Annotated in this window: 25 protein-coding genes and 1 riboswitch; of the genes, 10 read left to right on the top strand and 15 right to left on the bottom strand. The window is 55.8% G+C overall.

All coding sequences use genetic code 11. The features are described from left to right. Positions 1-29: 29 nt before the first annotated feature. Positions 30-239, top strand: a complete 210-nt coding sequence (cspE, locus tag JEM67_RS16405; RefSeq protein WP_002221949.1) for a transcription antiterminator/RNA stability regulator CspE — start codon at positions 30-32, stop codon at positions 237-239. Positions 240-294: 55 nt separating this feature from the next. On the opposite strand, the gene pgeF is transcribed toward cspE, so the two are convergent. Next, complete coding sequence (gene pgeF, locus JEM67_RS16400; RefSeq protein WP_199634909.1) at positions 295-1,008, bottom strand: peptidoglycan editing factor PgeF; 714 nt, start codon at positions 1,006-1,008, stop codon at positions 295-297. A 132-nt stretch (positions 1,009-1,140) separates the two neighbouring features. Here pgeF and rlmA point away from each other — a divergent pair, with 132 nt between their 5' ends. Further along, positions 1,141-1,959: a 23S rRNA (guanine(745)-N(1))-methyltransferase gene (gene rlmA / locus JEM67_RS16395; protein ID WP_199634910.1), complete on the top strand. Its 819-nt coding sequence runs from the start codon at positions 1,141-1,143 to the stop codon at positions 1,957-1,959. Here rlmA and JEM67_RS16390 read toward each other — a convergent pair. Beyond that, on the bottom strand, positions 1,956-2,693 hold the full coding sequence (locus tag JEM67_RS16390) for an ArsR/SmtB family transcription factor (RefSeq protein WP_199634911.1): 738 nt from the start codon (positions 2,691-2,693) through the stop codon (positions 1,956-1,958). The two genes, rlmA and JEM67_RS16390, sit on opposite strands and share 4 nt — an antisense overlap. Before the next feature lie 129 nt (positions 2,694-2,822). Between JEM67_RS16390 and JEM67_RS16385 the strand changes: the two genes are divergently transcribed. After that, complete coding sequence (locus JEM67_RS16385) at positions 2,823-4,208, top strand: MFS transporter (RefSeq protein ID WP_199634912.1); 1,386 nt, start codon at positions 2,823-2,825, stop codon at positions 4,206-4,208. 68 nt (positions 4,209-4,276) lie between these two features. Here JEM67_RS16385 and mntP read toward each other — a convergent pair whose 3' ends face one another. The 5 genes from mntP to manX form a co-directional block, all read right to left on the bottom strand. Further along, positions 4,277-4,846 (bottom strand): manganese efflux pump MntP, encoded by a 570-nt coding sequence (mntP, locus tag JEM67_RS16380; protein WP_013813366.1) that lies wholly within the window; start codon positions 4,844-4,846, stop codon positions 4,277-4,279. A gap of 11 nt (positions 4,847-4,857) precedes the next feature. After that, positions 4,858-5,041: riboswitch (yybP-ykoY riboswitch) on the bottom strand. Positions 5,042-5,262: 221 nt separating this feature from the next. Next, a complete protein-coding gene (locus JEM67_RS16375) occupies positions 5,263-5,721 on the bottom strand; it encodes a DUF986 family protein (RefSeq protein WP_013813365.1) in 459 nt (152 codons plus the stop codon). A gap of 54 nt (positions 5,722-5,775) precedes the next feature. Beyond that, positions 5,776-6,618 (bottom strand): PTS mannose transporter subunit IID, encoded by an 843-nt coding sequence (locus tag JEM67_RS16370; protein ID WP_004945644.1) that lies wholly within the window; start codon positions 6,616-6,618, stop codon positions 5,776-5,778. A 15-nt stretch (positions 6,619-6,633) separates the two neighbouring features. After that, entirely contained in the window at positions 6,634-7,434 is an 801-nt protein-coding gene (locus JEM67_RS16365; RefSeq protein ID WP_004945641.1) for a PTS mannose/fructose/sorbose transporter subunit IIC, read from the bottom strand. Between the two features lie 55 nt (positions 7,435-7,489). Next, positions 7,490-8,461 (bottom strand): PTS mannose transporter subunit IIAB, encoded by a 972-nt coding sequence (manX, locus tag JEM67_RS16360; RefSeq protein ID WP_199634913.1) that lies wholly within the window; start codon positions 8,459-8,461, stop codon positions 7,490-7,492. Positions 8,462-9,103: 642 nt separating this feature from the next. Between manX and JEM67_RS16355 the strand changes: the two genes are divergently transcribed. After that, complete coding sequence (locus tag JEM67_RS16355) at positions 9,104-10,648, top strand: TerC family protein (RefSeq protein ID WP_013813363.1); 1,545 nt, start codon at positions 9,104-9,106, stop codon at positions 10,646-10,648. A gap of 19 nt (positions 10,649-10,667) precedes the next feature. Here the strand turns inward: JEM67_RS16355 and JEM67_RS16350 are convergent, their stop codons facing one another. The 4 genes from JEM67_RS16350 to pabB form a co-directional block, all read right to left on the bottom strand. After that, positions 10,668-12,284, bottom strand: coding sequence for an EAL domain-containing protein (locus JEM67_RS16350; RefSeq protein WP_199634914.1), 1,617 nt, complete (start codon positions 12,282-12,284; stop codon positions 10,668-10,670). 281 nt (positions 12,285-12,565) lie between these two features. After that, positions 12,566-13,930: an L-serine ammonia-lyase gene (gene sdaA, locus JEM67_RS16345; RefSeq protein WP_013813361.1), complete on the bottom strand. Its 1,365-nt coding sequence runs from the start codon at positions 13,928-13,930 to the stop codon at positions 12,566-12,568. 446 nt (positions 13,931-14,376) lie between these two features. After that, a complete protein-coding gene (locus tag JEM67_RS16340; protein WP_013813360.1) occupies positions 14,377-14,955 on the bottom strand; it encodes a CoA pyrophosphatase in 579 nt (192 codons plus the stop codon). Further along, positions 14,952-16,325 carry an aminodeoxychorismate synthase component 1 gene (gene pabB / locus JEM67_RS16335; protein ID WP_199634915.1) on the bottom strand — a complete coding sequence of 458 codons (1,374 nt, stop codon included), beginning with the start codon at positions 16,323-16,325 and terminating at the stop codon, positions 14,952-14,954. The genes JEM67_RS16340 and pabB overlap by 4 nt, the downstream gene beginning before the upstream one ends. Before the next feature lie 526 nt (positions 16,326-16,851). On the opposite strand from pabB, the gene JEM67_RS16330 reads away from it, so the two are divergent. After that, positions 16,852-17,859: a glycosyltransferase gene (locus JEM67_RS16330; RefSeq protein WP_199634916.1), complete on the top strand. Its 1,008-nt coding sequence runs from the start codon at positions 16,852-16,854 to the stop codon at positions 17,857-17,859. A gap of 63 nt (positions 17,860-17,922) precedes the next feature. Next, a complete protein-coding gene (locus JEM67_RS16325; protein WP_013813356.1) occupies positions 17,923-18,171 on the top strand; it encodes a YoaH family protein in 249 nt (82 codons plus the stop codon). Between the two features lie 33 nt (positions 18,172-18,204). Here the strand turns inward: JEM67_RS16325 and purT are convergent, their stop codons facing one another. Further along, entirely contained in the window at positions 18,205-19,383 is a 1,179-nt protein-coding gene (purT, locus tag JEM67_RS16320; protein ID WP_199634917.1) for a formate-dependent phosphoribosylglycinamide formyltransferase, read from the bottom strand. A 242-nt stretch (positions 19,384-19,625) separates the two neighbouring features. Here purT and dbpA point away from each other — a divergent pair, with 242 nt between their 5' ends. The 4 genes from dbpA to yebF all read left to right on the top strand — a co-directional run bounded on the left by dbpA (position 19,626) and on the right by yebF (position 22,199). Beyond that, positions 19,626-21,008 (top strand): ATP-dependent RNA helicase DbpA, encoded by a 1,383-nt coding sequence (gene dbpA / locus JEM67_RS16315; RefSeq protein ID WP_013813354.1) that lies wholly within the window; start codon positions 19,626-19,628, stop codon positions 21,006-21,008. Positions 21,009-21,096: 88 nt separating this feature from the next. Further along, positions 21,097-21,420 (top strand): YebG family protein, encoded by a 324-nt coding sequence (locus JEM67_RS16310; protein WP_013813353.1) that lies wholly within the window; start codon positions 21,097-21,099, stop codon positions 21,418-21,420. A 39-nt stretch (positions 21,421-21,459) separates the two neighbouring features. Continuing rightward, a complete protein-coding gene (yqfB, locus tag JEM67_RS16305; RefSeq protein ID WP_013813352.1) occupies positions 21,460-21,768 on the top strand; it encodes a N(4)-acetylcytidine aminohydrolase in 309 nt (102 codons plus the stop codon). A 71-nt stretch (positions 21,769-21,839) separates the two neighbouring features. Next, the gene (gene yebF / locus JEM67_RS16300; RefSeq protein ID WP_199634918.1) at positions 21,840-22,199 is read left to right on the top strand and encodes a protein YebF; all 360 of its coding nucleotides are present in this window, start codon (positions 21,840-21,842) and stop codon (positions 22,197-22,199) included. A gap of 82 nt (positions 22,200-22,281) precedes the next feature. Here the strand turns inward: yebF and JEM67_RS16295 are convergent, their stop codons facing one another. The 3 genes from JEM67_RS16295 to grxB form a co-directional block, all read right to left on the bottom strand. Further along, positions 22,282-22,845 (bottom strand): lipoprotein, encoded by a 564-nt coding sequence (locus JEM67_RS16295; RefSeq protein ID WP_004945593.1) that lies wholly within the window; start codon positions 22,843-22,845, stop codon positions 22,282-22,284. Positions 22,846-22,998: 153 nt separating this feature from the next. Further along, on the bottom strand, positions 22,999-24,639 hold the full coding sequence (locus JEM67_RS16290) for an ABC1 kinase family protein (protein WP_199634919.1): 1,641 nt from the start codon (positions 24,637-24,639) through the stop codon (positions 22,999-23,001). 30 nt (positions 24,640-24,669) lie between these two features. Beyond that, complete coding sequence (grxB, locus tag JEM67_RS16285; RefSeq protein WP_013813349.1) at positions 24,670-25,317, bottom strand: glutaredoxin 2; 648 nt, start codon at positions 25,315-25,317, stop codon at positions 24,670-24,672. Positions 25,318-25,443 lie beyond the last annotated feature (126 nt).

Here is a 25,443-nt window from a genome sequence, read left to right as displayed (position 1 = left end):
GTTTAAACAATCCAAAGGAAATACTCAAGATGGCAAAGATCAAAGGTCAAGTTAAGTGGTTCAACGAGTCTAAAGGTTTCGGTTTCATCACCCCAGCTGACGGCAGCAAAGACGTGTTCGTACACTTCTCTGCAATCCAGGGTAACGGCTTCAAAACCCTGGCTGAAGGCCAGAACGTTGAGTTCGAAATCCAAGATGGCCAGAAAGGCCCATCTGCAGTGAACGTTACTGCTATCTAATCAGCGTCAGCTGTACAAAAAGCCCGCCTTCGTGCGGGCTTTTTCGTGTCTGCGCTCAGCCGGCGATAATAATACCCGCGTACTGATTGCGGCCGGTAATGCCTGGGTGCCCAGGATCCTGCTCGCGCCGGTGGCTGTTGCGGCGGTAGCTGGTGTATTTAAAGCGCTGCGGGTGCCGCGAGTCGGTATTCGGCGTGCAGATGGTGCAACTCCCGGCGCGATCAACGGCGGCAAATCCCAGTTCGCTGAGTTTGTATTCGGCGATGGCGGCCAGATCCAGGTGGCGATAGCTTGGACTGATCAAGGCGGCAGGCAGCGGCAACTGCTGTTTAAAGCGCGCAACCAGCTCTTCGTTCACCTCATAACAGCACGGGCCGGCAGCCGGGCCGATGGCGGCCACCCAGTTTTCCGTTGAGTCATCGCGGCTGATACGCGCCGCCAATTGCTCAAGAATGCCATCCAGCAAGCCGCGCCAGCCGGCATGCACGGCCGCAATGGCCGAGCCGTCATTGCGGCTGAAAATGACCGGCAGGCAATCTGCCGTCAATACGCTGAGCAAAATGCCGGGTTGGGTGGTGTAGAAACCGTCGGCTTCACCGCAAATTTGGGCCGCATGATGAATGTCGACGATGCGGGTTCCGTGCACCTGTTTTTTTTCCGGCAGCGTGGCGCGATAGGGTTGCAGGTGGCCGGGCAGCAGGGCACTTTTGTGGCCGAAACCGTGCTGAATGGCCGGAACGGTGCTGAGAAGCGGGGAGTAGTCGGTCATATAACGTCTTTGCCTGCGTCAGAAAACATATCGTCAGTGTAGCCAGCTTTTTTACCCGTTGGCTAGGCCTGCCTTGCATCGTGCGGAAGCCTTCTTTAGACTACCTGCGCCGTATCTCTCTGGAATCCAACCATGTCTTATCAGTGCCCTCTGTGTCACCAGCCGCTTCTTCTTTCTCACCTGCAATGGCGTTGCGATGCCAACCATCAGTTTGACTGTGCCAAAGAAGGCTATGTCAATCTGCTGCCTGTGCAGCATAAACGCTCGAAGCAGCCGGGAGACAGCGCGGAAATGATGCAGGCGCGGCGCGCTTTTCTCGGCGCCGGATTTTATCGACCGCTGCAGCAACGGGTGGCGGAACTGCTGGAGCAGGCATTGGGGAGCGAGGCGCAGGCGCTGCTGGATATTGGCTGTGGCGAAGGCTATTACACCGCTGAAGTGGCGGCACGTTTGGCGCCGCGCGACATCACCGTTTATGGGCTGGATGTTGCCAAAGTGGCGATCCGCTATGCGGCCAAGCGCTACCCTGCGGTGCCATTCTGCGTGGCGTCCAGCCACCGTTTACCCTTTGCCGACCGTTCTTTGGACGCGATCCTGCGCATTTACGCGCCGTGCAAAGCCGAAGAGCTGGCACGGGTGGTCAAACCCGGCGGCGTGGTAGTGACGGTATCACCTGGCCCGCGCCATCTGTATCAACTGAAAGAACAGGTTTATCAGCAGGTGCAACTGCACGCGGAATCCGATGAGCAACTGACGGGGTTTGACTGTGAGCGGCTCGAGACACTGGCGTACCCGATGACGCTGCCGGGCGAGCAGGCGGCCAACCTGCTGCAGATGACGCCTTTCGCCTGGCGGGCTTCTCCAGAGGTGCAACAGCGCCTGAGTGCCAGCGAAACATTCGCCTGTGAAACGGATTTCGTTATAGGCCTGTACCGTCGTCAAGCCGATTAAACCACCGGATATGCCGCTTCGCCATTGACCGAATCATCCCCCAGATCTGCGCGCTCAACGGCGAGGTGCGTTTTCAACGCCGTCCAGCCCTGTGGGGTTACTCTGAGCGCCCGGGTTGCCGGCAAACGCTGCAGCCAGCCCCAATGGCAAAACGCGTCCAGCAGATAAGCCGCCAGCGGCCCGGCGAGGTGATATTGCCGCTCGGTCCAGTCCAGACATTGGCGGCCTTTGCCAATCCCCTCTGGCTCGACTGTGGCCGCCTCAACGCCCAACGCCTGTAACCAATTAGCGCCGGCCGGCGTCAGCACATATTCGCATGCGCCATTTTCGACGATTAGCCCTTGTTTCAGCAGGCTGCGCGTTACAGCGACGCCGACTTTCCCGGCCAGATGATCATAACAGCAGCGCGCGAAACGCATCTCACGCGCAGAACGGTTGGGCGTATTGCGCCAGGCCGGCGTTACCGGCCCGATCGACGCCAGACTTTCCAGCAGATGCGAAACGTGCGGCCCCGAGAGACGGTAATAGCGATAGCGCCCAATCCGTTCGACGCTAAGCAGGCCGCCGCCCAACAACTTTGCCAGATGCGAGCTGGCGGTTTGCGGGGTGACGCCTGCCGTCTCCGCAAGCGCACTGGCCGATAGCGCGTTGCCGTCGGCCAGCGTGATCAACATCACCGCCCGTACCGGTTCGGCGATCAGATGCGCAACGGATGCAATATTATGTTGGCCCACGAGTTTCTCCTTTATCGATAGCAGGCGATGTTTTCATCGCTCAATACACACTTCGATATGCTTCGAAGTATTCCAGGCTAATAGCGGTTTATAGTCAATGCCTGTTTCATCAGCCTGGATCCGTAACGAGTGGCAAGCTTGAATCAACAACAAAAACGAGTACTGATGGCGACCAGCCTCAGCTATGTCATTGTCATCCTGGATACGTCGATCGTTAACGTCGCCTTGCCACCGATCGCCGCCGATCTGGGGACCGGGATTACCGGCCTGCAGTGGGTAGTGAACGCCTATACGTTGGCGTTCGCCAGCCTGTTGCTCAGTGGCGGGACGTTGGGCGACAGGTTAGGCGGACGGCAAGTCTACCTTGCTGGGTTGGCGATCTTTGCCTGCGCTTCTGCCCTTTGCGGGTTGGCGGGGGCATTACCCGTACTGGTCGCCGCCAGACTATTGCAAGGTGTTGGGGCCGCTTTGCTGGTACCCAGTTCCTTAACGCTGATTAACGCGGCCTTCCCCGAGGCGAAACAGCGGGCGGGTGCCATTGGGGTATGGGCCGGATGCGGCGGCGTGGCGATGGCGGCGGGGCCGCTGGCCGGTGGCGTGCTGATCCAACTGCTGGGCTGGCGCAGCCTGTTTTGGATCAATATCCCGGTGATCGTGTTGGGAATAGGGCTTACTCTGCGTATTGCGGCCGTTCGCCCGTCACTGTCCTTGCGCCAGATGGACTACGCCGGGCAGGGGACGGTGATTGTGGCGCTAGCCACTTCGGTGGCCTTGTTGATTGAAGGCGCCCAGCTTGGCTGGGACTCTGGCTGGGTGTTGGGCGGTATCGCCGTGGCTGCCTTGAGCTGGCTGATGTTTGTAGTGATAGAGCGACGAGGCCGGCAGCCGATGCTGCCGCCGACACTTTTCCGCAGCGCGGTTTTTTCCGCCTCGGCATGGGTTTCGCTGGTTTCTGCGTTGGTGTTTTACGGGGCGTTCTTTCTGCTGAATCTTTATTTTCAAGAGGTACGGGGTTGGTCGCCGCTGCAGTCCGGCCTGGCATTTCTTCCCCTGACCATTATGGTCACGCTGGGCAGCTTTGTTTCCGGCCGTCTGGTTCAGGCGTTCGGCGCGGGGTGGGTAGTTTATTGGAGTTTGCTGCTGTATGCGCTGGGTTTTGGTGGTTTGCTGGCGCTGGCTGAAAGCCCGCCTTATTGGCGTATTGCACTGTGTTTCCCTTTGCTTGGCCTGGCGGCTGGGATCATTACGCCTGCGGCCACGGCGGCGTTGTTGAATGAGGTGGCGAGTGAACGGGCGGGCATTGCAGCCGGTGTGCTCAATGCCGGTAGGCAAAGCGGCTCCGCGTTTGGCGTGGCGATTTTTGGCGCGCTAATGACGGTATTTCATCCGCTGGAAAGCGGGATCAAGTTTGCCGTGTGCGGTGCGATAGGCTTGTCGTTGCTCACGGCTGTTCTATGGGGATTGGCGATCAGGTTTGCCGCGCGCGCAGGAGAGCGACAACCGACCGGGCGATAGCTAAGGTGAATGCTTATGCCAGAAACGAAAAAACCTGCCATTGGCAGGTTTTTTGCGTTCAGCGACAATCAGGCGAGATAGCCCAAATGCTCCAGCAGAATATTGATGCCGATACCGATCAACACCACGCCGCCGATGATCTCTGCGCGTTTGCCCAACAGCGGCCCGATAAAGCGGCCAATCATCATACCCAGCGTTGCCATAATCATGGTGGCCATGCCGATGGCCATGGCAGTATGCACAATATTGACCTGCAGGAAGGCCAGGCCAACGCCGATCGCCATGGCATCAAGGCTGGTGGCGATAGCGGTGGCCACCAACAGCCAGAAGCCGTGGCGCTTCACTTTTTCCACTTCGTCCGGCCGGTTTCTGATGCCTTCGACAATCATGCGCGTACCGAGAATAAACAGCAGCGAGAAGGCTACCCAGTGATCCCACTCCATGATGTATTGGCTGGCGAACAGGCCGATTGCCCAGCCGATGATCGGCGTAATGGCTTCGACCACACCGAAGATAAGTCCGGTACGCAGGGCTTCACGAAAACGGGGTTGATGCAGGCTGGCACCTTTGCCGATCGACGCGGCGAACGCATCCATAGACATGCCAAAAGCGAGAATGAGTGTAGCGGAAATATTCATGTTAAATAGCCTCGGCCGGGCGGCTCCATATACACGTAACCCACCCCCAACCATACGACGGAGTTACGTGTCTATGGTCTCGCCAACCTTACCTGGCTGCCCGCACCACGTTTCAGAGTCCGAAACGAGTATGTTGATACGGGCGTTTCTGGCGTTTTATTGCCCAGAAACCGGCTACTCCCCAATGACGGCGCAACCATACCATAATATTTCTGACGACGACAACCTTAATTACTTGAGAATATTCTTGTTGGAATTGAGAATTGTTTTCATTAAAGAATTGCAAGAGGGAATATAATGTAGGCTGATGCAACAATGTTGCGTAAATAATAAACGGATAAGCGCTGGGGTTGTTGATTAATTATCCATATACAGCGCGTGTTAGCGGTGGGCGTAAAAGCTAATGTGTTATTTGTTTATTGATTTTCAACGAAAAAGTGATAAATCCTCTCCAGATCGTCTAATTGCGTAACCTGAATGAGCAACCGGCGCTGCTCCAGATCGATGACCAGGATGCCATCTTCGGATAAATTCATGGCTTTAATGCGGTTATATTCAATGAAGGTGTTGGCATAAAAGAAACCCTGCGTTTTAAACAACATCTTTGGCCAGCGAATATAGGAAATGTAGACGGCGATCAGTGCTAAAGAAATAAGCAGGTAGGTGGTCAATATTGCGCCGTTAGTGGTGACGTTTCGGTAAATCAAAATGGCAATCAGGCCGACAAAAATCAGGCAGTCGATCCGGTTGCGGCGTTTTAGTTGCACTTTAAGCCGCGTTTTGCCCTTCAGCAGGTTCATGCCGAATTCGTCGTAAATCGCATACAGCAGCATCAGCGCGGTAAAAATCAGCAATACGCCATCGGTCAGTGACATCTTTCAACTCCACAAATAAAAAAACCGGGGGTTTCCCCCCGGCTGTGACGAACTTTACAGGCCCAGCAGGCCAATCCAGTAACCGAAGATACCGATGGCGAAGAAGCCGATGATAATCCACAGCGCATTCACTTTTCTGCGCAACAGCCACATACAGCCGAAGGTCAGCAGCAGTGGCACCAGACCCGGCATCAACTGATCGAGAATGGTTTGCACCGTGGTCACCGTGGTATGCCCGGTCTGATCGGTGATCTTCGACACCACCAGCGGGATATTCACGTGCGTCCACTTGTTAACCAATGCTCCCATCACAAACAGGCCAAGAATGGACGCTCCTTCCGTCAGTTTTTGCAGGAAGCCGCCGCCCATGTCATTAACGATATCCACCCCTTTACGGTAACCGTAGGCCACGCCGTAATAGCGGGTCAGCAGGCGCACCAGGTTGAACAAGACAAAGAACAAAATAGGGCCAAGCAGGCTGCCGCTCATGGCAATACCGGCGCCGAGCGCGGCGAATACCGGCCGTACGGTGCCCCAGAAGATCGGGTCGCCCACGCCGGCCAGCGGCCCCATCAAACCGACCTTGATGCCGTTGATGGCCGCATCGTCGATCGGTGCGCCGTTGGCGCGTTGTTCTTCCATCGCCATGGTAACGCCAAGCACCGGTGCCGCCACGTAAGGGTGGGTGTTGAAGAATTCCAGGTGGCGCTTGATTGCTTGTTTGCGGTCGTCGTTATTTTCCGGGTACAGGCGACGGATTACCGGCACCATAGAGAAGCAAAAACCCAGCGCCTGCATGCGTTCGAAGTTCCATGAGCCCTGGAACAGGTTCGAGCGCAGGAACACACCGCGAATATCGGCCGGCGTGAGTTTCTTTTGAGCTGTTGTATCAACCATGTCTCTCACCTATTCCTAATCGAGTTCGTTATCGAGATCGTTGGCATTAGCCGGACCCGCCTGTACAACCTGAGACTTGTTGTATTTCGGGCTGAGCTGGATATAAAGCACGGCCATCACCACGCCGATGACGCCGAGCGCCACCAGGTTAAAGTTGGTGAAGGCGGCGGTAACGAAACCGAGGTAGAAGAAGGGCATCAGGTAACCGGCGCGCATCATGTTGATCACCATGGCGTAACCGACCACCACAATCATCCCGCCGGCGATGTTCAGGCCGCTGGTGACGACTTCAGGGATCGAGTTAAGCAGTGCGTGAACGCCTGCGGTGCCCACCGAGATGGCCACGATAACCGCCGGGATAGCGATACGCATCGCCTGCAGCAGCAGGGCGGAGATGTGGATCCAGGTGATGGCGCGTAAACTGCCGCGTTCCGCTGCGCTGTCTGCCGCGTGCTGGAAGGCCACGGTCAGTGTACGCACGATGATGGTCAGCACTTGCCCGGCCGCCGCCAGCGGTATGGCCAGCGCGATACCGGCACCGACGCTCTGGCCGCCGGCAATAACCAGAATGGTGGAAATGATGGAAGCCAACGCCGCATCTGGCGCGACCGCAGCACCGATATTCATCCAGCCCAGGGCGATCATCTCCAGCGTACCGCCGATGATGATGCCGGTTTTCATATCACCGAGAATAAAGCCGATCAGGGTACAGGCGACCAGCGGACGGTGGAACTGGAATTCGTCGAGGACGGATCCCATCCCGGCGATACAGGCAACGATAAATATCAGCACAATCTGAAGAGTGGTGATCTCCATTGCACTTCTCCTATGACCAAAGAGCTCTGAGTAAAATAATTATTGGCTTGCGCCATTAATTGAGTTTGTTAATCAGGTCCATCATTTTTAACCGGCTGTCGGACGAGACCTTACGAACTTCCAGTTCAATACCGCGATCGTTTAATTTCTTGAATGCTTCGATATCTTTTTCGTCGACCGACACGGCGTTGTTGACCTGAGTTTTCCCCTGGCGGAACGCCATGCCGCCGATATTCACCGATTTGATCTCCACGCCGGCCTCGACCAGGCGCCAAACGTCGGTCGGATTGGTGAACAGCAGCATGACGCGGTCACCGGCGTATTTCGGGTTGTTCCATACGCGGATGGCTTTCGCCACGTCGACCACGTGCGCGGTAACGCCCGGCGGGGCCACTTGGGTCAGTAAGGTTTTACGGACGTGATCGGCGGCGACTTCATCGCTGATGACAATGATGCGGCTGACGTTGGTTTCCTTGGTCCAACGGGTGGCTACCTGGCCGTGAATCAAGCGGTCATCGATACGTGCCAGGCCGATCTTCATACGGTCATTGGGGCCAAGCGGTGCCTGCGGTGCGGCGGGTTTGGCGGCGGGGGAACTCTGTGGTGCCGCGGGCTTAACACTCTCTTCTTGCGGTTTTTTCAGCGCTTTTACGCCTTCACGGCCGGTTTCCAACGCCAGTGCGACCAATTCGTCGAAGCCTGGGTTATCGTCCCGCGCCATGAACGTTTCCACCAGCATGGGAATGTTAACCCCGGTGACGACCTCATAGTTTTCTTTATCGACGGCAATGCGGCTGGCCGCGTTGAATGGGCTGCCGCCCCAGGTGTCCACCAGAAACAAGACACCACCGCTGGTGTCTAGCTCGCTGATTTTCACGTTATATTTCTCGATTAACGTTTCGGCGTTTTCACCGGGGACGAAGTCTATAAAAGCGACGTTATCTTGCTCGCCTAATAGCATTTCCGCCGTCTTCAGCAATTGTTCCGCTGCGGTCCCGTGTGTGCCGATGATAATAGCTATTGCCACTCGCTACCTCCTCATTAAACTTCATACCCGTCATCTTTCAAGCCGCAGCGTTGTTGGCTGCAACGTGAAAGCTATAGGGTATATGCACGGATTGTGTCGTTCTTGATTTCCTTATCTGGCAGTCACTTCCGTGGTTCAGATACAGGTTCAGATACATTATGGTAGAAAATCAGAAACGCGGGCTTAACATTTCTCGCGCAGTTTCAAAAGCCTGTGCGCGTTAATTCACATTGGCGTCATTTATTTTAGTGAGTGAAAAAATAAATTTTGTGACATTGCTCTGTTATTGAGCGCTCAGATAACGCTTAATCCGGCGTTTGCAGAATTAAACAACAGACCTGTTACAAGACGATGCTGAAGGTAAAAAAGCTTCTTTGCCGTAAAAAAAATTCCTGCTAGAGTATTTGCTCTTTCATATTTAGGAGTGAAGGGCCTCAGCCCACCCTATGGACTGTCACCGAAGTTACTGTTTTTCAAGGTTCCACCCGCCACCTGCTGGCGTAACACAAGTCACACGGCCGTTCGGCCATCCCCCGGTACTGCAATCCCGTTATCTTGCTGTTGTTCTCTGCGCGCCCTCTGCGTCAGCATCGTCACGCCTGAGCCCCGCTCGGCAATCCTGTCTTTTTTCCGGAGTCTGATATGGAATTTTTAATGGACCCCTCGATCTGGGCTGGGTTACTTACACTGGTGGTATTGGAAATTGTACTGGGCATCGACAACCTGGTGTTTATCGCCATTCTGGCTGATAAGCTGCCGCCGAAGCAGCGCGATAAAGCGCGCATACTCGGTCTGTCGCTGGCGCTGTTTATGCGTCTGGGCCTGTTGTCGGTCATTTCCTGGATGGTTACGCTGACTACGCCGCTGTTTAGCGTGGCGGATTTCAGCTTCTCCGGTCGTGATCTGATCCTGCTGTTCGGCGGTGTCTTCCTGTTGTTCAAAGCCACTATGGAACTGCATGAACGGCTGGAAGGGCAGACGCACCAGGATGGCGCCAACCGTGGCTACGCCAAGTTCTGGGCGGTGGTGGTGCAGATTGTGATCCTTGACGCCGTGTTCTCGCTTGATGCGGTGATTACCGCCGTGGGGATGGTGAACGACCTGCCGGTAATGATGACTGCGGTGGTGATCGCCATGGTGGTGATGCTGGTGGCGTCAAAACCGCTGACCAACTTCGTGAATGCCCATCCGACCATAGTGGTGCTGTGCCTGAGCTTCTTGCTGATGATCGGCCTGAGCCTGATCGCCGAAGGTTTTGGCATGCATATTCCTAAAGGTTACCTGTACGCAGCGATTGGCTTCTCGATCCTGATCGAGCTGTTTAACCAGATTGCCCGCCGTAACTTTATCAAACACCAGGCGCACCGCCCGATGCGCGAGCGTACCGCAGAGGCGATTATGCGTCTGATGGGTCAACAGCGTGCACAGCAAACGGACGAAGCCGTACCGCAGCCGGTGAACGAGACTTTTGCCGCTGAAGAGCGCTATATGATCAGCGGCGTGCTAACGCTGGCTTCGCGTTCATTGCGCAGCGTCATGACACCGCGCACCGAAATTTCGTGGGTGGATTGCGATCGCTCACGTGAAGAGGTACGCGAGCAATTGCTGGATACGCCGCATAGCCTGTTCCCGGTTTGCCGTGACTCGCTGGATGAGATTATCGGCGTGGTGCGCGCCAAGGATCTGCTGGTTGCCGTGGAACAGGGTGATGATATCGCCGAGTTTGCCGCACGCACGCCGCCGATAGTGGTGCCGGAAACCATGGACGTGATTAATCTGCTGGCGGTATTGCGTCGCGCCAAGGGGCGTCTGGTGGTGGTGACCAATGAGTTTGGCGTGGTGCAGGGGCTGGTAACGCCGCTGGACGTGCTGGAGGCCATCGCCGGCGAATTCCCGGACGAAGATGAGACGCCGGATATCGTGGTGGAAGACGAAAGCTGGCTGGCGAAGGGCGGCACCGACTTGCACTCGCTGGAGCAGGCGCTGAACTGCGAAGATTTGGTCAGCCCGACGGCGGATTACGCCACACTGGCGGGTTTCCTGCTCTCTCATTACGGCCAGATGCCGGCTGCGGGGGATGTGGTGGAGCTAAACCAGCTGCGTTTCGAAGTTATTGACGTGTCGGAGTATCGCATCGAGCTGGTACGTATCAGTAAAGTGACGCCTCACGACGAGGAACAGCAGTAACATGACGAGCCGGGGGCAATCACGCCTCCGGCTTGCTTTCCTTTTCTTTCTGCCGCTCCTCACGGGCACTCACCGCTCGCAACCGCGATTCATACTGCTGTAACCACAGCGGAAATACGTTGATTGGCATCGGCTTGGCGAAATAGAAACCTTGCAGCGCGTTCACGTCGCGTGAGCGCAGGTAATCCGCCTGTTCAGCGGTTTCCACGCCTTCCGCCACCAGCTTTAGCTTCAACTTGTGCGCCAGAGTAATGATGGTATCGGTGACGGTGGCGTTGATCGCATCGGTACCTATGGCGGCGGTAAAACCGCGATCGATTTTCAATACGTCAGGGCTGAGCTTTTTCAGGTAGCTGAGTGAACTGTGCCCGGTGCCGAAATCATCGATGGCCAGCATGATCCCCATTTCTTTCAATGTCTTGATTTGTTCATACTGAATTTCAGACAGTGCGGTGCGTTCGGTGAGCTCCAGCATCAACGAGGGCATCGGCTGGGCCGGCAGCCAGATACGCCGAATGTCGTCGATAAGAGTGACCGCGTTGAAATGCTCTGCGGCGACGTTAATGCTGATATAAAACGACGGACGTGGCGGGAACAACGGCAGATTTTCCACCACGGTGCCCATCAGGTAGCGGGTCAGGGCGATGATCAGCCCATGTTGCTCCGCGAGGGGAATAAATACGTCCGGCGAGATCCACCCCTGGCGTTTGTTTTTCCAGCGCAGCAGGGTTTCCACTCCGATGCAGCGGCCTGTTTCGGCGTTGATGATCGGCTGACAGTAAACGCGGAATTCGCGGTGGGTAATGGCATGGCCAATATGGTAGGACAGGCTCATGCGGTTGGCTGTGAGCAGGTACACGACATAGGCTGCCAGCAGGCTGATAAGCAATGCCAGCGGAATATGGCGCGGCAGCGCAGCCAGGGCGAGCCGGCTTGCCTGCGGGCCAAACAGCGAGATGGAGAAAGGGTATTGCGCTGATTTTGCGGTATAGAGAAGGCCGGTAGTCAGGGAATCGCTGCGCAGGATCTCTCGTCGCCCGTATTCCAGGCTGTTGTCACCGACGTTCAGCACTACCCGTTGTGCATAGGGTTCTTGCGGTTCCAGCAGGAAATTGGCCAACAGCTCAATATTGAAAACATGCAGCACGCCGTTGAGATTGTTGTCGGCCGTTCCCGGCGTCCACATGATCAGCGTTGGCACCCCTTTGGCGACCGAAAGAGAAGGGCGCAGGGTTAACTTCGCGCTACCGTCTGCCAGGGTAGGCAAAATGGCGCTGAAAACATAGTTACGCACGCCGAACAGGCTGGAACAGTAAATAACCCCGTCTTTGACCAACAGCATGGCCCGTAGCGCCTGATTTTGCGCAGCGCGAAAGCGCAGCGTCGGCATTGCGGTCTGGCAGGGTTGGTCCAGCAACGACATGGAGCGTCCGGCCTGGAGCTCCGCAGGCGCCAGCAGGTTATTGATCTTGGTGACGGTACGGGTGGCAAGCACCCGCTGGCTTTGCTCAATGGTGCCGAGTTCCTGATAGTAGCGGGTGTACAGCGAGAGCAGCAGAATAGCCAACCCAACCGCCCCGGCCAGAAGCCAACGGTAATAGCGGTATTTAGTCACGGCAAGTTGGGTCATCAACATCGGTAAATCCTTGTTCGGTAAGCTAGCCCAGAATCCTCGTCAGGCCAAACTGCCATGGGATGATACTCGGCTAATTCTAGCCTGTCGTTATACAAGAGTGATGGTAACCCAGTAAATTATTTAAATTTGGCGAAACAAAGGGCTAAATTGCAGGTTAACCGGTGGATCGGCGCGATATTGTAAAGGTTTTTTTGAGTGACAGCGTCACGTATGGTGAGTAGGGAGTTGATTATCAAGATTTTATACAAAGAAAAACCCCGCCGTGAAGGCGGGGTGTGGGGTCAATCGCACTGCACTTTTATTGCCAGGCCGCCGCGCGAGGTTTCGCGGTATTTGGCGTTCATGTCTTTACCGGTTTCGTACATGGTCTCGATCACCTTATCCAGAGAAACTCGTGGCTCACTGGTGCGGCGCAACGCCATGCGCGCCGAGTTGATCGCCTTCACGGACGCAATCGCATTACGCTCGATACAAGGTACCTGAACCTGCCCGGCAACCGGATCACAGGTCAGACCCAGATTGTGTTCCATGCCGATTTCCGCCGCGATGCAAACCTGTTCCGGGCTGCCACCCAGCAATTCAGCCAGGCCTGCCGCCGCCATAGAGCAGGCGACGCCTACTTCCCCTTGGCAGCCTACTTCGGCGCCAGAGATGGAAGCGTTCATTTTGTAGAGTGCGCCGACGGCACCCGCAGCCATAAAGTAGCGGATGTAAATGTCCGGGCTGACGGATTCGATAAAGTGGTCATAGTAGGCCAGTACCGCAGGAACGATGCCGCAAGCGCCGTTGGTTGGCGCGGTGACTACACGGCCGCCGGCGGCGTTTTCTTCGTTAACCGCCAACGCGAACATATTGACCCAGTCAATAACGTTCATCGGGTCGCTGGACAGCTTATCGGAGGAAACCAGCAAGCGGCGCAGCGCGGAAGCGCGACGCGGCACCCGCAGCGGCCCAGGCAGCACGCCCTCGGTGTTCAAACCGCGATCGATACAGGCGCGCATGGTCTGCCAGATGTTGCCGAAGTAGGTTTCGATTTCCTGCTTGCTGTGCAGCGCCAGTTCGTTCTGCATCACCATGCCAGATAAAGACAGCCCGGTTTCGCGGCAGTGATCGAGCATTTCACGAGCAAAATTGAACGGATAAGGAACGGTCAGCTCATGTTCGTCGGCTTTGCCGAAGTTCTCTTCATCGACGATAAAACCGCCGCCGATGGAGTAGTAGGTCTTGCTGTAAACTTCTTTATCGCCGGCGAAGGCATGAACCTGCATGCCGTTTTCGTGCAGCGGCAGGTTGTCGCTGCGGAAAACCATGCCGCCGTCGCGCGGGAAATCGACTTCATGCAGGCCGCTGGCCAGCATCAGGCGTTGACGTTGTTCTACATCGCGAATAAAACTCGGAATGCTATCGATATCAACGGTATCCGGCATATTGCCCGCCAGGCCGAGGATGATAGCGATATCGGTATGGTGACCTTTACCGGTCAATGAGAGTGAGCCGTAAACATCTACAGCTACACGCGTGATAGAAGGCATCAGGCCTTTACTTACCAGATCGTCGACAAACTGTTTGCCGGCTTTCATCGGTCCAACCGTATGAGAGCTGGACGGGCCGATGCCGATCTTAAACATGTCGAAAACGCTAATCACGCTAAAACTCCTTAGAGGCATGTTGTTATGGCTGCATCGGTTAAAAACCGCGCAGGGAACAGCGATATTGTAAAAGGCCCGTACGGGTTCGGTTGCCTTTTTCGCATGAAATAAAATAATCCGTGGTGTTAGCTCACTTATTGATTGTCTCTGGCAGTCGGTCAGCCGTGGAACCTTCCGTTGCCCAAACTCAGTTAATGACAATCGCGCCAGCTTCCGTTGCGGGACGCTGCCGGCTTAATCCCTATATTGATAGTGGTTTATTCCGGACGGCAGTATTTTACAGGTATTTCGTAAGGTTGAAGAGAGGGTTTACAGTTTTTTTAAAACTCTCATGGCCAGAAATGTAGTTGAAAAAGCAGATGAATGAAGTGATGCCGATCGCTTTACCCGCGCCTGTTGTGCAGGTAACCGTTTGGCTTGTGATCCGTGTCACGTATCTGGCGTTAAATACTGACCTGCTGCGCCAGCCGGCGAATGATGGCGGCGGTCAATCCCCAAACAAACTGACTCTGATACCAGGAAAGATAAATGCGGTGCGAGTGGCCTGCGCGGTGGATATCCAGCGGATAATAGCGCGACAGCGTCAGCGCTTCATGCAGCGGCATCTCAAAAACGTCGGCCACTTCGTCTTCGTTGGCGCTGAATTGCACATCGGGCGAGATCAAGCCGACCACCGGCGTGACCTGGAACCCGGTGCTACTGTCAAGCGGCGCCAGTTGGCCAAGCACAGTCACCGATTGGGGCGGGATCGCCACTTCTTCCTGCGCTTCACGCAGTGCGGTGATAATCGCCGAGCCATCTTCGGCATCGGTTTTACCGCCTGGAAACGCCACTTGGCCGGCATGTTTACGCAGCGAGTCGGCGCGGCGGGTGAGCAGCAGCGTGGGCTCGGGGCGGCAGATAATAGGGATCAGCACCGCCGCCGGGCGGGTATTGTGCGAAATCTGCGACGCCTGCGGCAACTGCAGTTGGAAGCGGCTGATAAAAGCGGTAAGCGAGGTCGGGTAAATCGGTTGGCTCACGACGGGGTAACCTCTCCCAATTGCGGCAAGATACGGTCGACCTTATCAAAGGTTTCCTGATATTCCGCCTGCTCTTGGCTGTCGGCTACGATGCCGCCGCCCGCTGAACAGTAAATGCGACCGTTTTCGGTGATTAACGTGCGGATGGTGATATTGGTGTCCATGGTGCCGCAGGCGCTGATATAACCGATGCTGCCGCAGTAGGCATTGCGCCGCTGCGGCTCCAGTTCCTCAATGATTTCCATCGCCCGCACTTTTGGCGCGCCGGTAATGGAGCCACCCGGGAAGCAAGCGCGCAGCAGTTCGGTTGCTGCGGTGCGTTCCGGCAGGATGGCGGTGATGGTGCTGACCAAATGATGGACTGCGGGGAAGGGTTCGACCACGAACAATTCGGGGACGCGCACGCTGCCCGGTTCGGCGACACGGCCGATATCATTACGCAGTAGGTCGACAATCATCAGGTTTTCCGCACGGTCTTTCGCTGAATTCGCCAATCGATGCGCCTGTTGCGCATCCTGATCGGCATCGGCCAGCCTCGGCAAGGTGCCTTTGATCGGACGGGTTTGAATATGCCGGTTCTCCAGCCACAGAAAACGCTCGGGCGAAACACTCAGTACAGCGTTGTCCGGCAGGCGCAAAAAGGCGGAAAAGGGCGCGCGGTTGCTGGCGTTCAATTGTTGAAAGGCTTGCCATTCATCGCCCTGATAATTTGCGGAAAAGCGCTGCGCCAGATTAATTTGATAGCAATCACCGCTACGCAGGTAATGCTGGATGCGCTGGAACTTTTCGCCGTACTGTTGGCGCGTCATATTGGTCTGCCAGCGGCTGGTCAAGGTAAATGCCTGCTGCGGTTCCGAGCGTTGTCCGTTAAGCCACCGCAAGCGCTGTTCCGTGTCGCCGTAACTGAGTAACGTCAACGTCTGCCGGTGGTGATCGGCAATCAGCGCCCAGTCATAAATGCCGATCGCCATATCCGGCAGCGCGATATCCGCCTGCGCCCATTGCGGCAGCTTTTCCACTCGGCGTCCCAAATCGTAACCGAACAGCCCGAGCGCGCCGCCCTGAAAGGGCAGGTTGGGATCTGCCGCAGGGTGCCATTGTTGACGATCCAACTGTTGCTGTAACAGGCTGAAGGGATCTTCACGCGACTGTCGGCAATCTTCGCAGTGGCGGATCTCCGTGATTTGCCCTCGTGTGGTCAGCGTTGTGCAGGGATCTGCAACCAGGATATCGAAACGGTTATGCGAGTGTTCGGCAAACCCGGAGTGCAGCAACATCGCCCACGGCTGCTGTGCCAGCGGAGTAAAATGCTCCAGCAGGGCGGTACGGGTGTAAGGCAAAGACTTAAGATTCGGTGCGGTTGCGCTCATGGGCCTCAATAAACCTGACTGACGGGAACGGCTGTTTCTGCCCGCTATTCTGCCATATTCGGCCGGCGGGTGCATGTTCTGGCGTTGGGTTCCAGAGCACACTTCACATAAACGGTGAGTAAACGATTTTGTAATGAAGCATTTTTTGCCCCATTAACGATAATTTTATGTGTTAGAAAATAATAAATTCAGGTCGAGGTTAAATCAATTTTAATCTGCAGGCATTGATTGAAGGAAAAGCAATTTATTGTTTTAACCTTGTTATTATTTCTGAGCGTCATCAAAAATGGTGGGGACGATATGCTTTATTGCCAACAACGTTACATACGAGACTTTGATGTCTCGCACCGTCGTGGCGTTCCCCTTTACCTGCTATCTGTGGGGAATGCAGATTAAATAAATGTCGTTGAAAAAACGCACTCGAGGGCCTGGTTTGATTATTTAACCTCGAGTCGACCCATTTAACTGCGCACTGTTTTTTAGAAAATAGAAATATTTATTCGTTACTTTTTGCGAAGAGCTGCCTATGCCCTTAATGTTGAGTGTCATTGTCCCGTTGCATAACGCGGGAGCACTGTTTGAGCCTTTTATGGCGTCGCTGTTGGCTCAGGATGAGCGACGGCTGGAGGTGATCATCGTTAATGACGGCTCCACCGATGGCTCTGGCGCTATCGCCCACCGCTATGCGCGGCAATACCCGCATATTACCGTGATCGATCAGCCTAATTCCGGCGTTTCCTGCGCGCGCAATGCGGGCCTGGCCATTGCGCAGGGAAAATATGTGGCGTTTCCGGATGCGGATGATTTATTGGTGCCTGAGATGTATTCAACGTTAGTGGCTTTGGCCGAGCAAGAACAATTAGATGTCATGCAGTGTAACGGTCAGCGTTATTTTTCCCGAGAAAATGAACTGCAAGCGATTATTCCGCAAAATCGACTGGGCGACACCGGCGTTATTAGCGGAGCGCAATGGCTAGAGCGGGCGTTGAAAACAAGAAAATTTATTCATGTGGTTTGGTTGGCGGTGTATCGTCTTGATTTTATTAAGCAGCATCAGTTGTATTTCGAACCGGGTTTACATCACCAGGATATTCCGTGGACTACCGAGGTGATGTTTAATGCGCAGCGGGTCAAGTACCTCAGCAAAGCGTTGTACCGGCAACGGGTGCACGATCAATCCATCAGCAATCGCCGCCGCACCGGCAAGGCGAACGTGGAATACCAGCGACACTATATGAAAATAGTGGAAATGCTGGTGGTGCTTAACCAACGCTATGCCGGAAAAATGGTTATTCGGCCGGCTTTCCACTGGCAGATCGCCCGCGAGGCGTTGGGTATTTGCCACAGTATTCGGCGAGAGCCCGAGCTGGCGGCGCAGTGCCAAATCACCGGTGAGTTTTATCAGCGTGGCATTGATCGAACGATGGCGGCTAACGCTCGCGGCCTCAAGCAGCTCTGGCACGTTACGTTGTGGTTGCATCGCCTGAAGCAGTTGCGGGGCTGCGATCATTGCTCGCAGCCCGCTGCCGAATAACAGGCGTTGGGATCCGCCGGTTTAAGGCGTATAATCCCCCTCCATTTTGCCGGAGAGAAACACATGCTTGCAGGTATGCCGTCATTGAGTCACCAAGAGCAGCAGGACGCTGCGGACCGTATCCATCTGTTGATGGAACAAGGCATGAGCAGTGGTGAAGCCATCGCGCGCGTCGCGCAGGAAATCCGCGAAAAACACCAGGGCGACCAGGTTACCGTTCTGTTTGATGATGAAGACGAAGACGACGAAGACTATCAGGAAAGGCCGGACGAACAGGCTGACGACGATTCGGAAGAAGACGAAAACTATTGATGTTGCAGGGGCCGGCAAGCCGGCCCCAACGTGTTATCCCTCAATCACTACCGCAGCGGCAGCCTGCTTGGCTAACGCCACCGCCTCTTCCACATTTTCCGCCGTTGCCAGCGCCACGCCCATCCGACGTTGCCCGTTAATTTCCGGTTTGCCGAACAGGCGCAACTGATTGTGGCCGCTCAAGGCGCGATCCAAACCGCTGAAGCGCAGATCGCTGCTGGTCATTTGTGGCAGGATCACCGCCGAGGCCGAAGGCCCGAACTGGCGAATAGCGCCAATGGGCAGACCAAGGAAGGCGCGAACGTGCAGGGCGAATTCGGACAGATCCTGCGAGATCAGCGTCACCATGCCGGTGTCGTGCGGGCGCGGTGACACCTCGCTGAAGATCACCTCATCGCCGCAGACGAACAATTCAACGCCGAACAGGCCAAATCCACCCAATGCCTGCACCACGTTTTGCGCGATCTCCTGCGCGCGGTTCAGCGCCAGTTCGCTCATCCGTTGCGGTTGCCACGACTCACGGTAATCACCGTCCTCTTGACGGTGGCCTATTGGCGCACAGAAATGGACACCGTCGATCGCGCTGATGGTCAGCAGGGTAATTTCAAAATCAAATTTCACCAGACCTTCGACAATCACTCGGCCGCCGCCGGCACGGCCGCCCTGTTGGGCGTAATCCCAGGCGGTTTTCAGCTGTTCCGGGCTGCGGATCAGGCTCTGGCCTTTGCCGGAAGAACTCATGACCGGTTTGATGATGCACGGATAGCCAATTTCGGCGACGGCCTGCCGGAAGGCTTCTTCACCGTCGGCGAAGCGGTAACTGGAGGTTGGCAGGCCCAGGGTTTCCGCGGCCAGGCGGCGGATGCCTTCGCGGTTCATGGTCAGGCGCGTTGCTTCGGCACAGGGCACTACGCGGTGCCCTTGTTGCTCCAACTCAACCAGCATGCTGGTGGCGATGGCTTCGATCTCCGGTACGATGTAATCGGGACGTTCCTGTTCTATCAGGGCTTTCAGCGCGTTGCCGTCCAGCATATTGATGACGTGGCTGCGGTGCGCCACGTGCATGGCAGGTGCGTCCGCATAGCGGTCTACGGCAATCACTTCCAGTCCTAAACGCTGGCATTCGATGGCAACTTCTTTACCCAGCTCGCCTGCGCCGAGCAGCATAACGCGAGTGGCGGACGGGCGCAGGGCGGTTCCAATAGTTAACATAGTCTCGTACCTGGATCTGTGGATTTAAGGCGGTCTGATAACGGGTGAGCAGTATATACGAAAACGTTTGCGCGTGCAGGCGGGGGATGGGGCCGGCGATGTTATTGCCAAAAAAATGCATCCGTCGGCTTTTTTTATGCGTGAAATCCGTAATTCCTACTATCTCTGTTATCATCTGCGGTTGATTCGGCGCCAGCCCGTGGGCGCGCCGCCATTCCATTTGCCATATAAGAGTTATCGCCGTGAGCACAGTATCTTTTTCTTCCCTGCCGCTGCCAGCCGAACAGTTGGCCAACCTCAACGAACTGGGGTATGCCGAAATGACGCCGGTGCAGGCCGCCGCGTTGCCCGCCATCCTGAAAGGGCAGGACGTACGAGCCAAAGCAAAAACCGGCAGCGGTAAAACGGCTGCGTTCGGTATCGGCCTGCTGGATAAAATCAATGTTTCCCAGGTGGCGGCACAGGCGTTGATCTTGTGCCCGACACGCGAGCTGGCTGACCAGGTAAGCAAAGAGCTGCGTCGGCTGGCGCGCTTTACCCAGAACATCAAAATTCTGACCCTGTGCGGCGGCCAACCGATGGGGCCACAGCTCGATTCGCTGGTGCATGCGCCGCATATCGTGGTGGGCACACCGGGGCGTCTTCAAGAGCATCTGCGCAAGAAAACGCTGGTGCTGGATGAACTGAAAGTGCTGGTGCTGGACGAAGCCGATCGCATGCTGGACATGGGCTTTGCCGATGACATCGACGATGTGATCAGTTACACCCCGCCGCAGCGCCAGACTCTGTTGTTCTCCGCGACCTACCCGAGCGGCATCGAGCGCATCAGCGCCCGCGTGCAGCGTGAACCCTTGAATGTGGAAGTGGACGATGGCGATGATCAAACCTCCATTGAACAACGCTTCTACGAAACCACCCGCGATCAGCGTCCGGCGGTGCTGGTATCCGCCATCCGCCATTACCAACCTTCTTCCTGCGTGGTGTTCTGCAATACCAAACGCGATTGTCAGAGCGTATATGAAGCGCTGGAAGCCCGTGGTATCAGCGTATCGGCGTTGCACGGCGATCTGGAACAGCGCGATCGCGATCAGGTGCTGGTGCGTTTTGCCAACCGCAGTTGCCGGGTGCTGGTAGCGACCGACGTTGCCGCTCGCGGGCTGGATATCAAAGAGCTGGAGCTGGTAGTCAACTATGAGCTGGCGTTTGATCCGGAAGTACACGTACACCGTATTGGCCGTACTGGCCGCGCGGGCCTGAACGGCCTGGCGATCAGTCTGTGTACGCCGCAGGAGATGGAGCGTGCGCATGCGGTCGAGGAGTACCAGCGCAAGGCGGTCAACTGGGCGCCAGTGTCTGAACTGAGCGGTGCTTCCAATACCACGCTGGAGGCCGAAATGGTCACCCTGTGCATCGACGGCGGGCGCAAAGCCAAAATTCGCCCTGGCGACATTCTCGGTGCTTTGACCGGCGACGCCGGGTTGACGGCCGCTGAAGTGGGCAAAATCGACATGTTCCCGGTACACGCCTATGTGGCGATCCGCAAGGCCAGTGCTCGCAAGGCGCTGCAACAGCTTCAGCAGGGCAAAATCAAAGGCAAGAACTGCAAGGTGCGGTTGTTGAAATAATCCGCGTCAGGGGTGCGCTTGCATCCCTGCGTAAAATCACCGTATACTGTATATAAATACAGTATTCTAACCTTTGAGGAATGCACACATGGCGGTCGAAGTAAAATATGTGGTGGTGAGAAACGGTGAGGAAAAGATGACTTTCGCAACCAAGAAAGAAGCCGATGCATACGACAAAATGCTGGACCTGGCTGACAGTCTCGGTGAATGGCTGCAGCAGGCGCCTCTGAACCTGGACGACGAGCAACGTGAAGGGCTGAGCTTCTTCCTGGCGGAGCATAAAGAGGTGCTGGGGCAGATTCTGCGTGGCGCCGCGCCGGCGGAAGCACCGAAGAAACCGACCAAAGTGAAAACGGAAAAATCCGTCGCTACCTCAAAAGAGGGATCTGCGTCAGAAAAGCAGGCAGCATAATGACTTATGTTGCGGCAATGTGATGAAAAAGGATCTAGAATGACGCGTGGAATAACTTTCTTCAGTCGCTTTGAGCAAGACATTCTGGCCGGGCTCAAGACCATAACTCTCCGGGATGCCAGTGAATCCCACTTTCAGCCCGGTGAGGTATTGCGCGTTAGCCGTAATGAAGACGACGTATTCTTCTGTTTTATTGAAGTGCTGTCAGTCACACCGGTTCACCTGGATGCGCTAACCGAACAGCATGCCAAACAAGAAAATATGTCGCTCAGCGAGCTGAAGCAGGTGATCAAGGAAATCTATCCGGGGCTGGATGAGCTGTTTGTCATCAGCTTTGTAAAACGCTGATCCTTTGCCAGACCTGTTGTGAGCCAGGGGGCAAATACCCATGGATAGTGTCAATCACAACTGGAGGGCATATGAAAAGAACGGGACTGAGTTTGGCCGTAGCGCTGTTGGCCATGGCAGGTTTGACGACGGCGGTACAAGCACAAGAACAACGCACGGCCAAAGTGGCGCAATGCATCGGTCTGCAACCTGCAGACGTCGCCGCTCAGGTAAAACGCGATTATCTGCAGAACCGCATCACGCGCTGGGCATCGGATAAAAAGTTGCTGGGCACAGCCACCCCGATAGCCTGGATCAGCCCGGAAGCCATCACCGGCAAGGACGCGATCTGGCAGGTCCCGTTGACGGTAAGGGGCACCAAACAGGATAAAACCTATAACGTTACCCTTAACTGCAATACGGGTGAAATCACCTACAGCGAACCGCAGTAACGCCACTGCTTTCAGGCTATCGCCTGCCTGAAAACGAATAAACCCGCCTTATCAGCGGGTTTTTTAGTTTTAGCGGTTTGCCTTAGTCAGTGAACGGAATAACCAGTTCACCGGGTTTCACTTCCAGCCCTTTTGCCAGCTTCTTCGCCAGCGCTTCGGTCTTGCTGTTATCCGGGTTCAGCACGTAGGCCGGTTTTTGATCGAAGTAGGATTTCAGCGACTGATTCAGGTAAGGGGTCAGCGCCTTCATCACCGTCTGCATTTTTTCCGGCTGCACGCTATAGTCGGTCAGCTCCATGTCCTTCAGGAATACTGCACCTTGTTCACGGTCATAGACCGGCTGCGCCTTCAGCGTCAGTTTCAGGTCCGCGGTCTGCGGGCCGAGGATTGAGCTGATATTCACCTTGGCATCGCCGGAAAGGGTGACCTTACCCGGCTCACTGCGGCCAATCTGGCTTTTTAACTGGGTCAGCACAATATTGGCATCCAACAGCCCCGGCACGCCGATTTGCTTCTGATAATCGTTGTGCTTTTGCAGGTAATCGTTCACTTCCTGCTCGCTGAGCGTGTATTGGGTGAGTTGATTACAACCGGCCAATACGCCGGCGAACAGCAGGGCGGCTGCGCCCATCAGAATCTTCTTCATTTGTGCCTCGTAGCTACTGCCAACAACATGCTGCAGATAATTGATTTGTCATTATAAACGGCCACCGCCTGCGAGGGAAATCGCTGACGGTGGCAAGCAGAATGATAGTGCGCGTGAAAGAGGGCATCACCTATCGGATAACGCTGAAACTGCTCAGCGCCGCAGACGCAGCGCCAGCAACAGCACGCCGCCCAGGCAGGCAAGCCCACCCAACGCGGGAAACAGCGGAATGCCCCAAAGCCGTGGCGAAGCGTGCATCAGATAAGGTGCCAGCCCCAGCGCGAAGGCTGCGGTGACAATGGCGATGGCCAACGTGACAGCAGCTCGCTCCAGCGCCTTGCTCAATTGATCGATGTTCTTGATGTTGATGTCGGCACCGATTTGCCCGCGCTTCAAACGGCGCATCAGCAGCCGCAGGGTTTGCGGGATCTCTTCACCGGCATCCAGCGCTTCTGCACCCAGCGCCAGCATGCGTCGCTGTACCGCGTCAGGGGAGTAACGCTGCAACATCACCTGCTGAAGCAGGGGTTTCAACGTGGCGATAATATCAAAGTTGGGATCGAGCCGGTGCAGTACGCCGTCAGCGGTGATCAGCGCCTTGAACAGCAGCACCAGGTCCGGCGGCATCGCTAACTGATGCTCACGTGCCATCACCAGCAGATCTGTCAGCGCCTTGCCTAACGTCAGGGTGGAAGAAGCCTGCTTATCGAGGAAGTTCTGCGCCGCCAACTCCAGATCCAACAGATCAAGCGGATCGCTGTCCGACCAGGCAATCAGGGTATTGACGATACCGCCGGATTCGCGTTCAGCGATGGCTTGCAACAGAAGTAACAGTTGGTTGCGACGCCGTTCGGAAAGTTGCCCCACCATGCCGAAATCGATAAAGCCGACGCGATTACCCGCTAGCGCCATGACGTTGCCGGGGTGAGGATCGGCGTGGTAAAGGCGATGCTCCAGCACCATTTTCATAAAGGCTTGTGCGCCGCGCTGGGCCAGCAACGGGCCGTCAAAACCGGCAGTTGCCAACTGTTGCGGGTTCTCCGGCGCGGTGCCGGGTAAGAATTCCTGGACCAGCAAGCGTTTTGACGACCATTGCCAGTAAATTTTTGGAATTGCTACCTCAGGGTGTTGGGTAAAGCATTCGGCAATGCGTTCGCAGTTATTGCCTTCGTGGGTCAGATCCAGTTCGTGATTGAGCGCGGTCGCCAGCGCTCGCACCATCTGGCGCGGGCGGTAACGGGCCAGCGCGGGGCTTTGCTGTTCTACGGTTTCCGCCAGATAAGTCAGCAGGCGCAAATCGGCGTGAATGGTTTTCGCAAGGTTTGGTCGCAGTACCTTGATTACCACCGCCTCACCACTATGCAGGTGTGCGCGGTAAATTTGCGCCATCGAAGCGGCGGCCAGCGGCGTGCTGTCAAACTCGGCAAACAAGCTGTGCGGATCGCTGCCCAGATCGACCGTGATTTGCGCTGCCAGCTCGCTCCATGGCAGGGTAGACGCCTGACTGTGCAAGCGATCAAGTTCGTCGGTCCAACTTGAGTCAAGCAGGTCCGAACGGGTAGCCAGAATTTGCCCGAATTTGACAAAGGTCGGGCCCAGCGCTTCCAGCGCGGTGCGCAAACGTTCCGGCAGGGTTTGATTGTCTTGTTGAGCAACGCCACTTTCGGCCCCGCTCAACAGGGAGCCCAGGCCCAGCAGACGAATGATATCCTGCAGTCCGTAGCGGATTAATACCGAGGAAATCTCTTTCAGCCGCGCCCGGTCGCGGGCGGTGACCAATACCATTTTTAGCATAGGCGCGCTATATCCTTATTGCGAAAGGATTCACTGTTCCATATCGAGCAGCAGTGGAATATCACTGAGTTGCGCCATACGGTTGCGGTAGGCCTCCACGTTTTCCGGCAGCGTGACCCCGGCGACAATCGACAGAGAGCGCAGCAGTGGAAACAGCTGAATATCATCTTCCGACAGCGTGCCATTCACCGCATCAGGGGTGATGATCAGGCTGGAAAGCGCCTGGAGATCGGCTTCCAGCTCAGCAATGAGATCGGCGCTGTTGGCCAGGTGTTCGGAGAAATCACCTATCGAAGCCTGCTTTTTGTGGGCAAAGTATTGGCGCGCGCTGTCAGTGGCGAACTCTTCGAAATCGGCGTTGGCAATGCGTGGCAACAGTAATTTTGCGGAGTAACCGCCGACCCGTTGCAACCAGTCGGCGATCGCCGGGTTGGTCTTGCCGGTCAGCAGCGGCCGGCCGTCGAGATTATCGACATAGCGCACGATATCCATGCTTTCCGGCAGGTAGCTGCCATCATCTTTTTGCAGAATGGGCGCCATTTTCTTGCCAATCATGCTGATGGGCGTGGCTTCATCATCACTCAGCAAGGTGACGAGGCGGACGGGCAGGTTTTTCAGGCCGAAAATCATGCGGGCTTTAACGCAGAATGGGCAATGATCGTAGATAAACAGTTTCATGCTTGCTCCGGTTTAGGTTTGAACAGCAATAGTTATCACAGCATACTGGGGCTGTCGCGAAGAGTTGTGTTGGAAGGTGCGTTATTGTGGCGTGGCCCGCGCATTACACGCGGGCCGGGGCAGAGA

Source organism: Serratia sp. PAMC26656 (assembly GCF_016469055.2).
Lineage (GTDB): Bacteria > Pseudomonadota > Gammaproteobacteria > Enterobacterales > Enterobacteriaceae > Serratia > Serratia plymuthica.
Note: the sequence above shows the minus strand (reverse complement) of the source record. Positions and strands in the feature narration are given on the sequence as shown.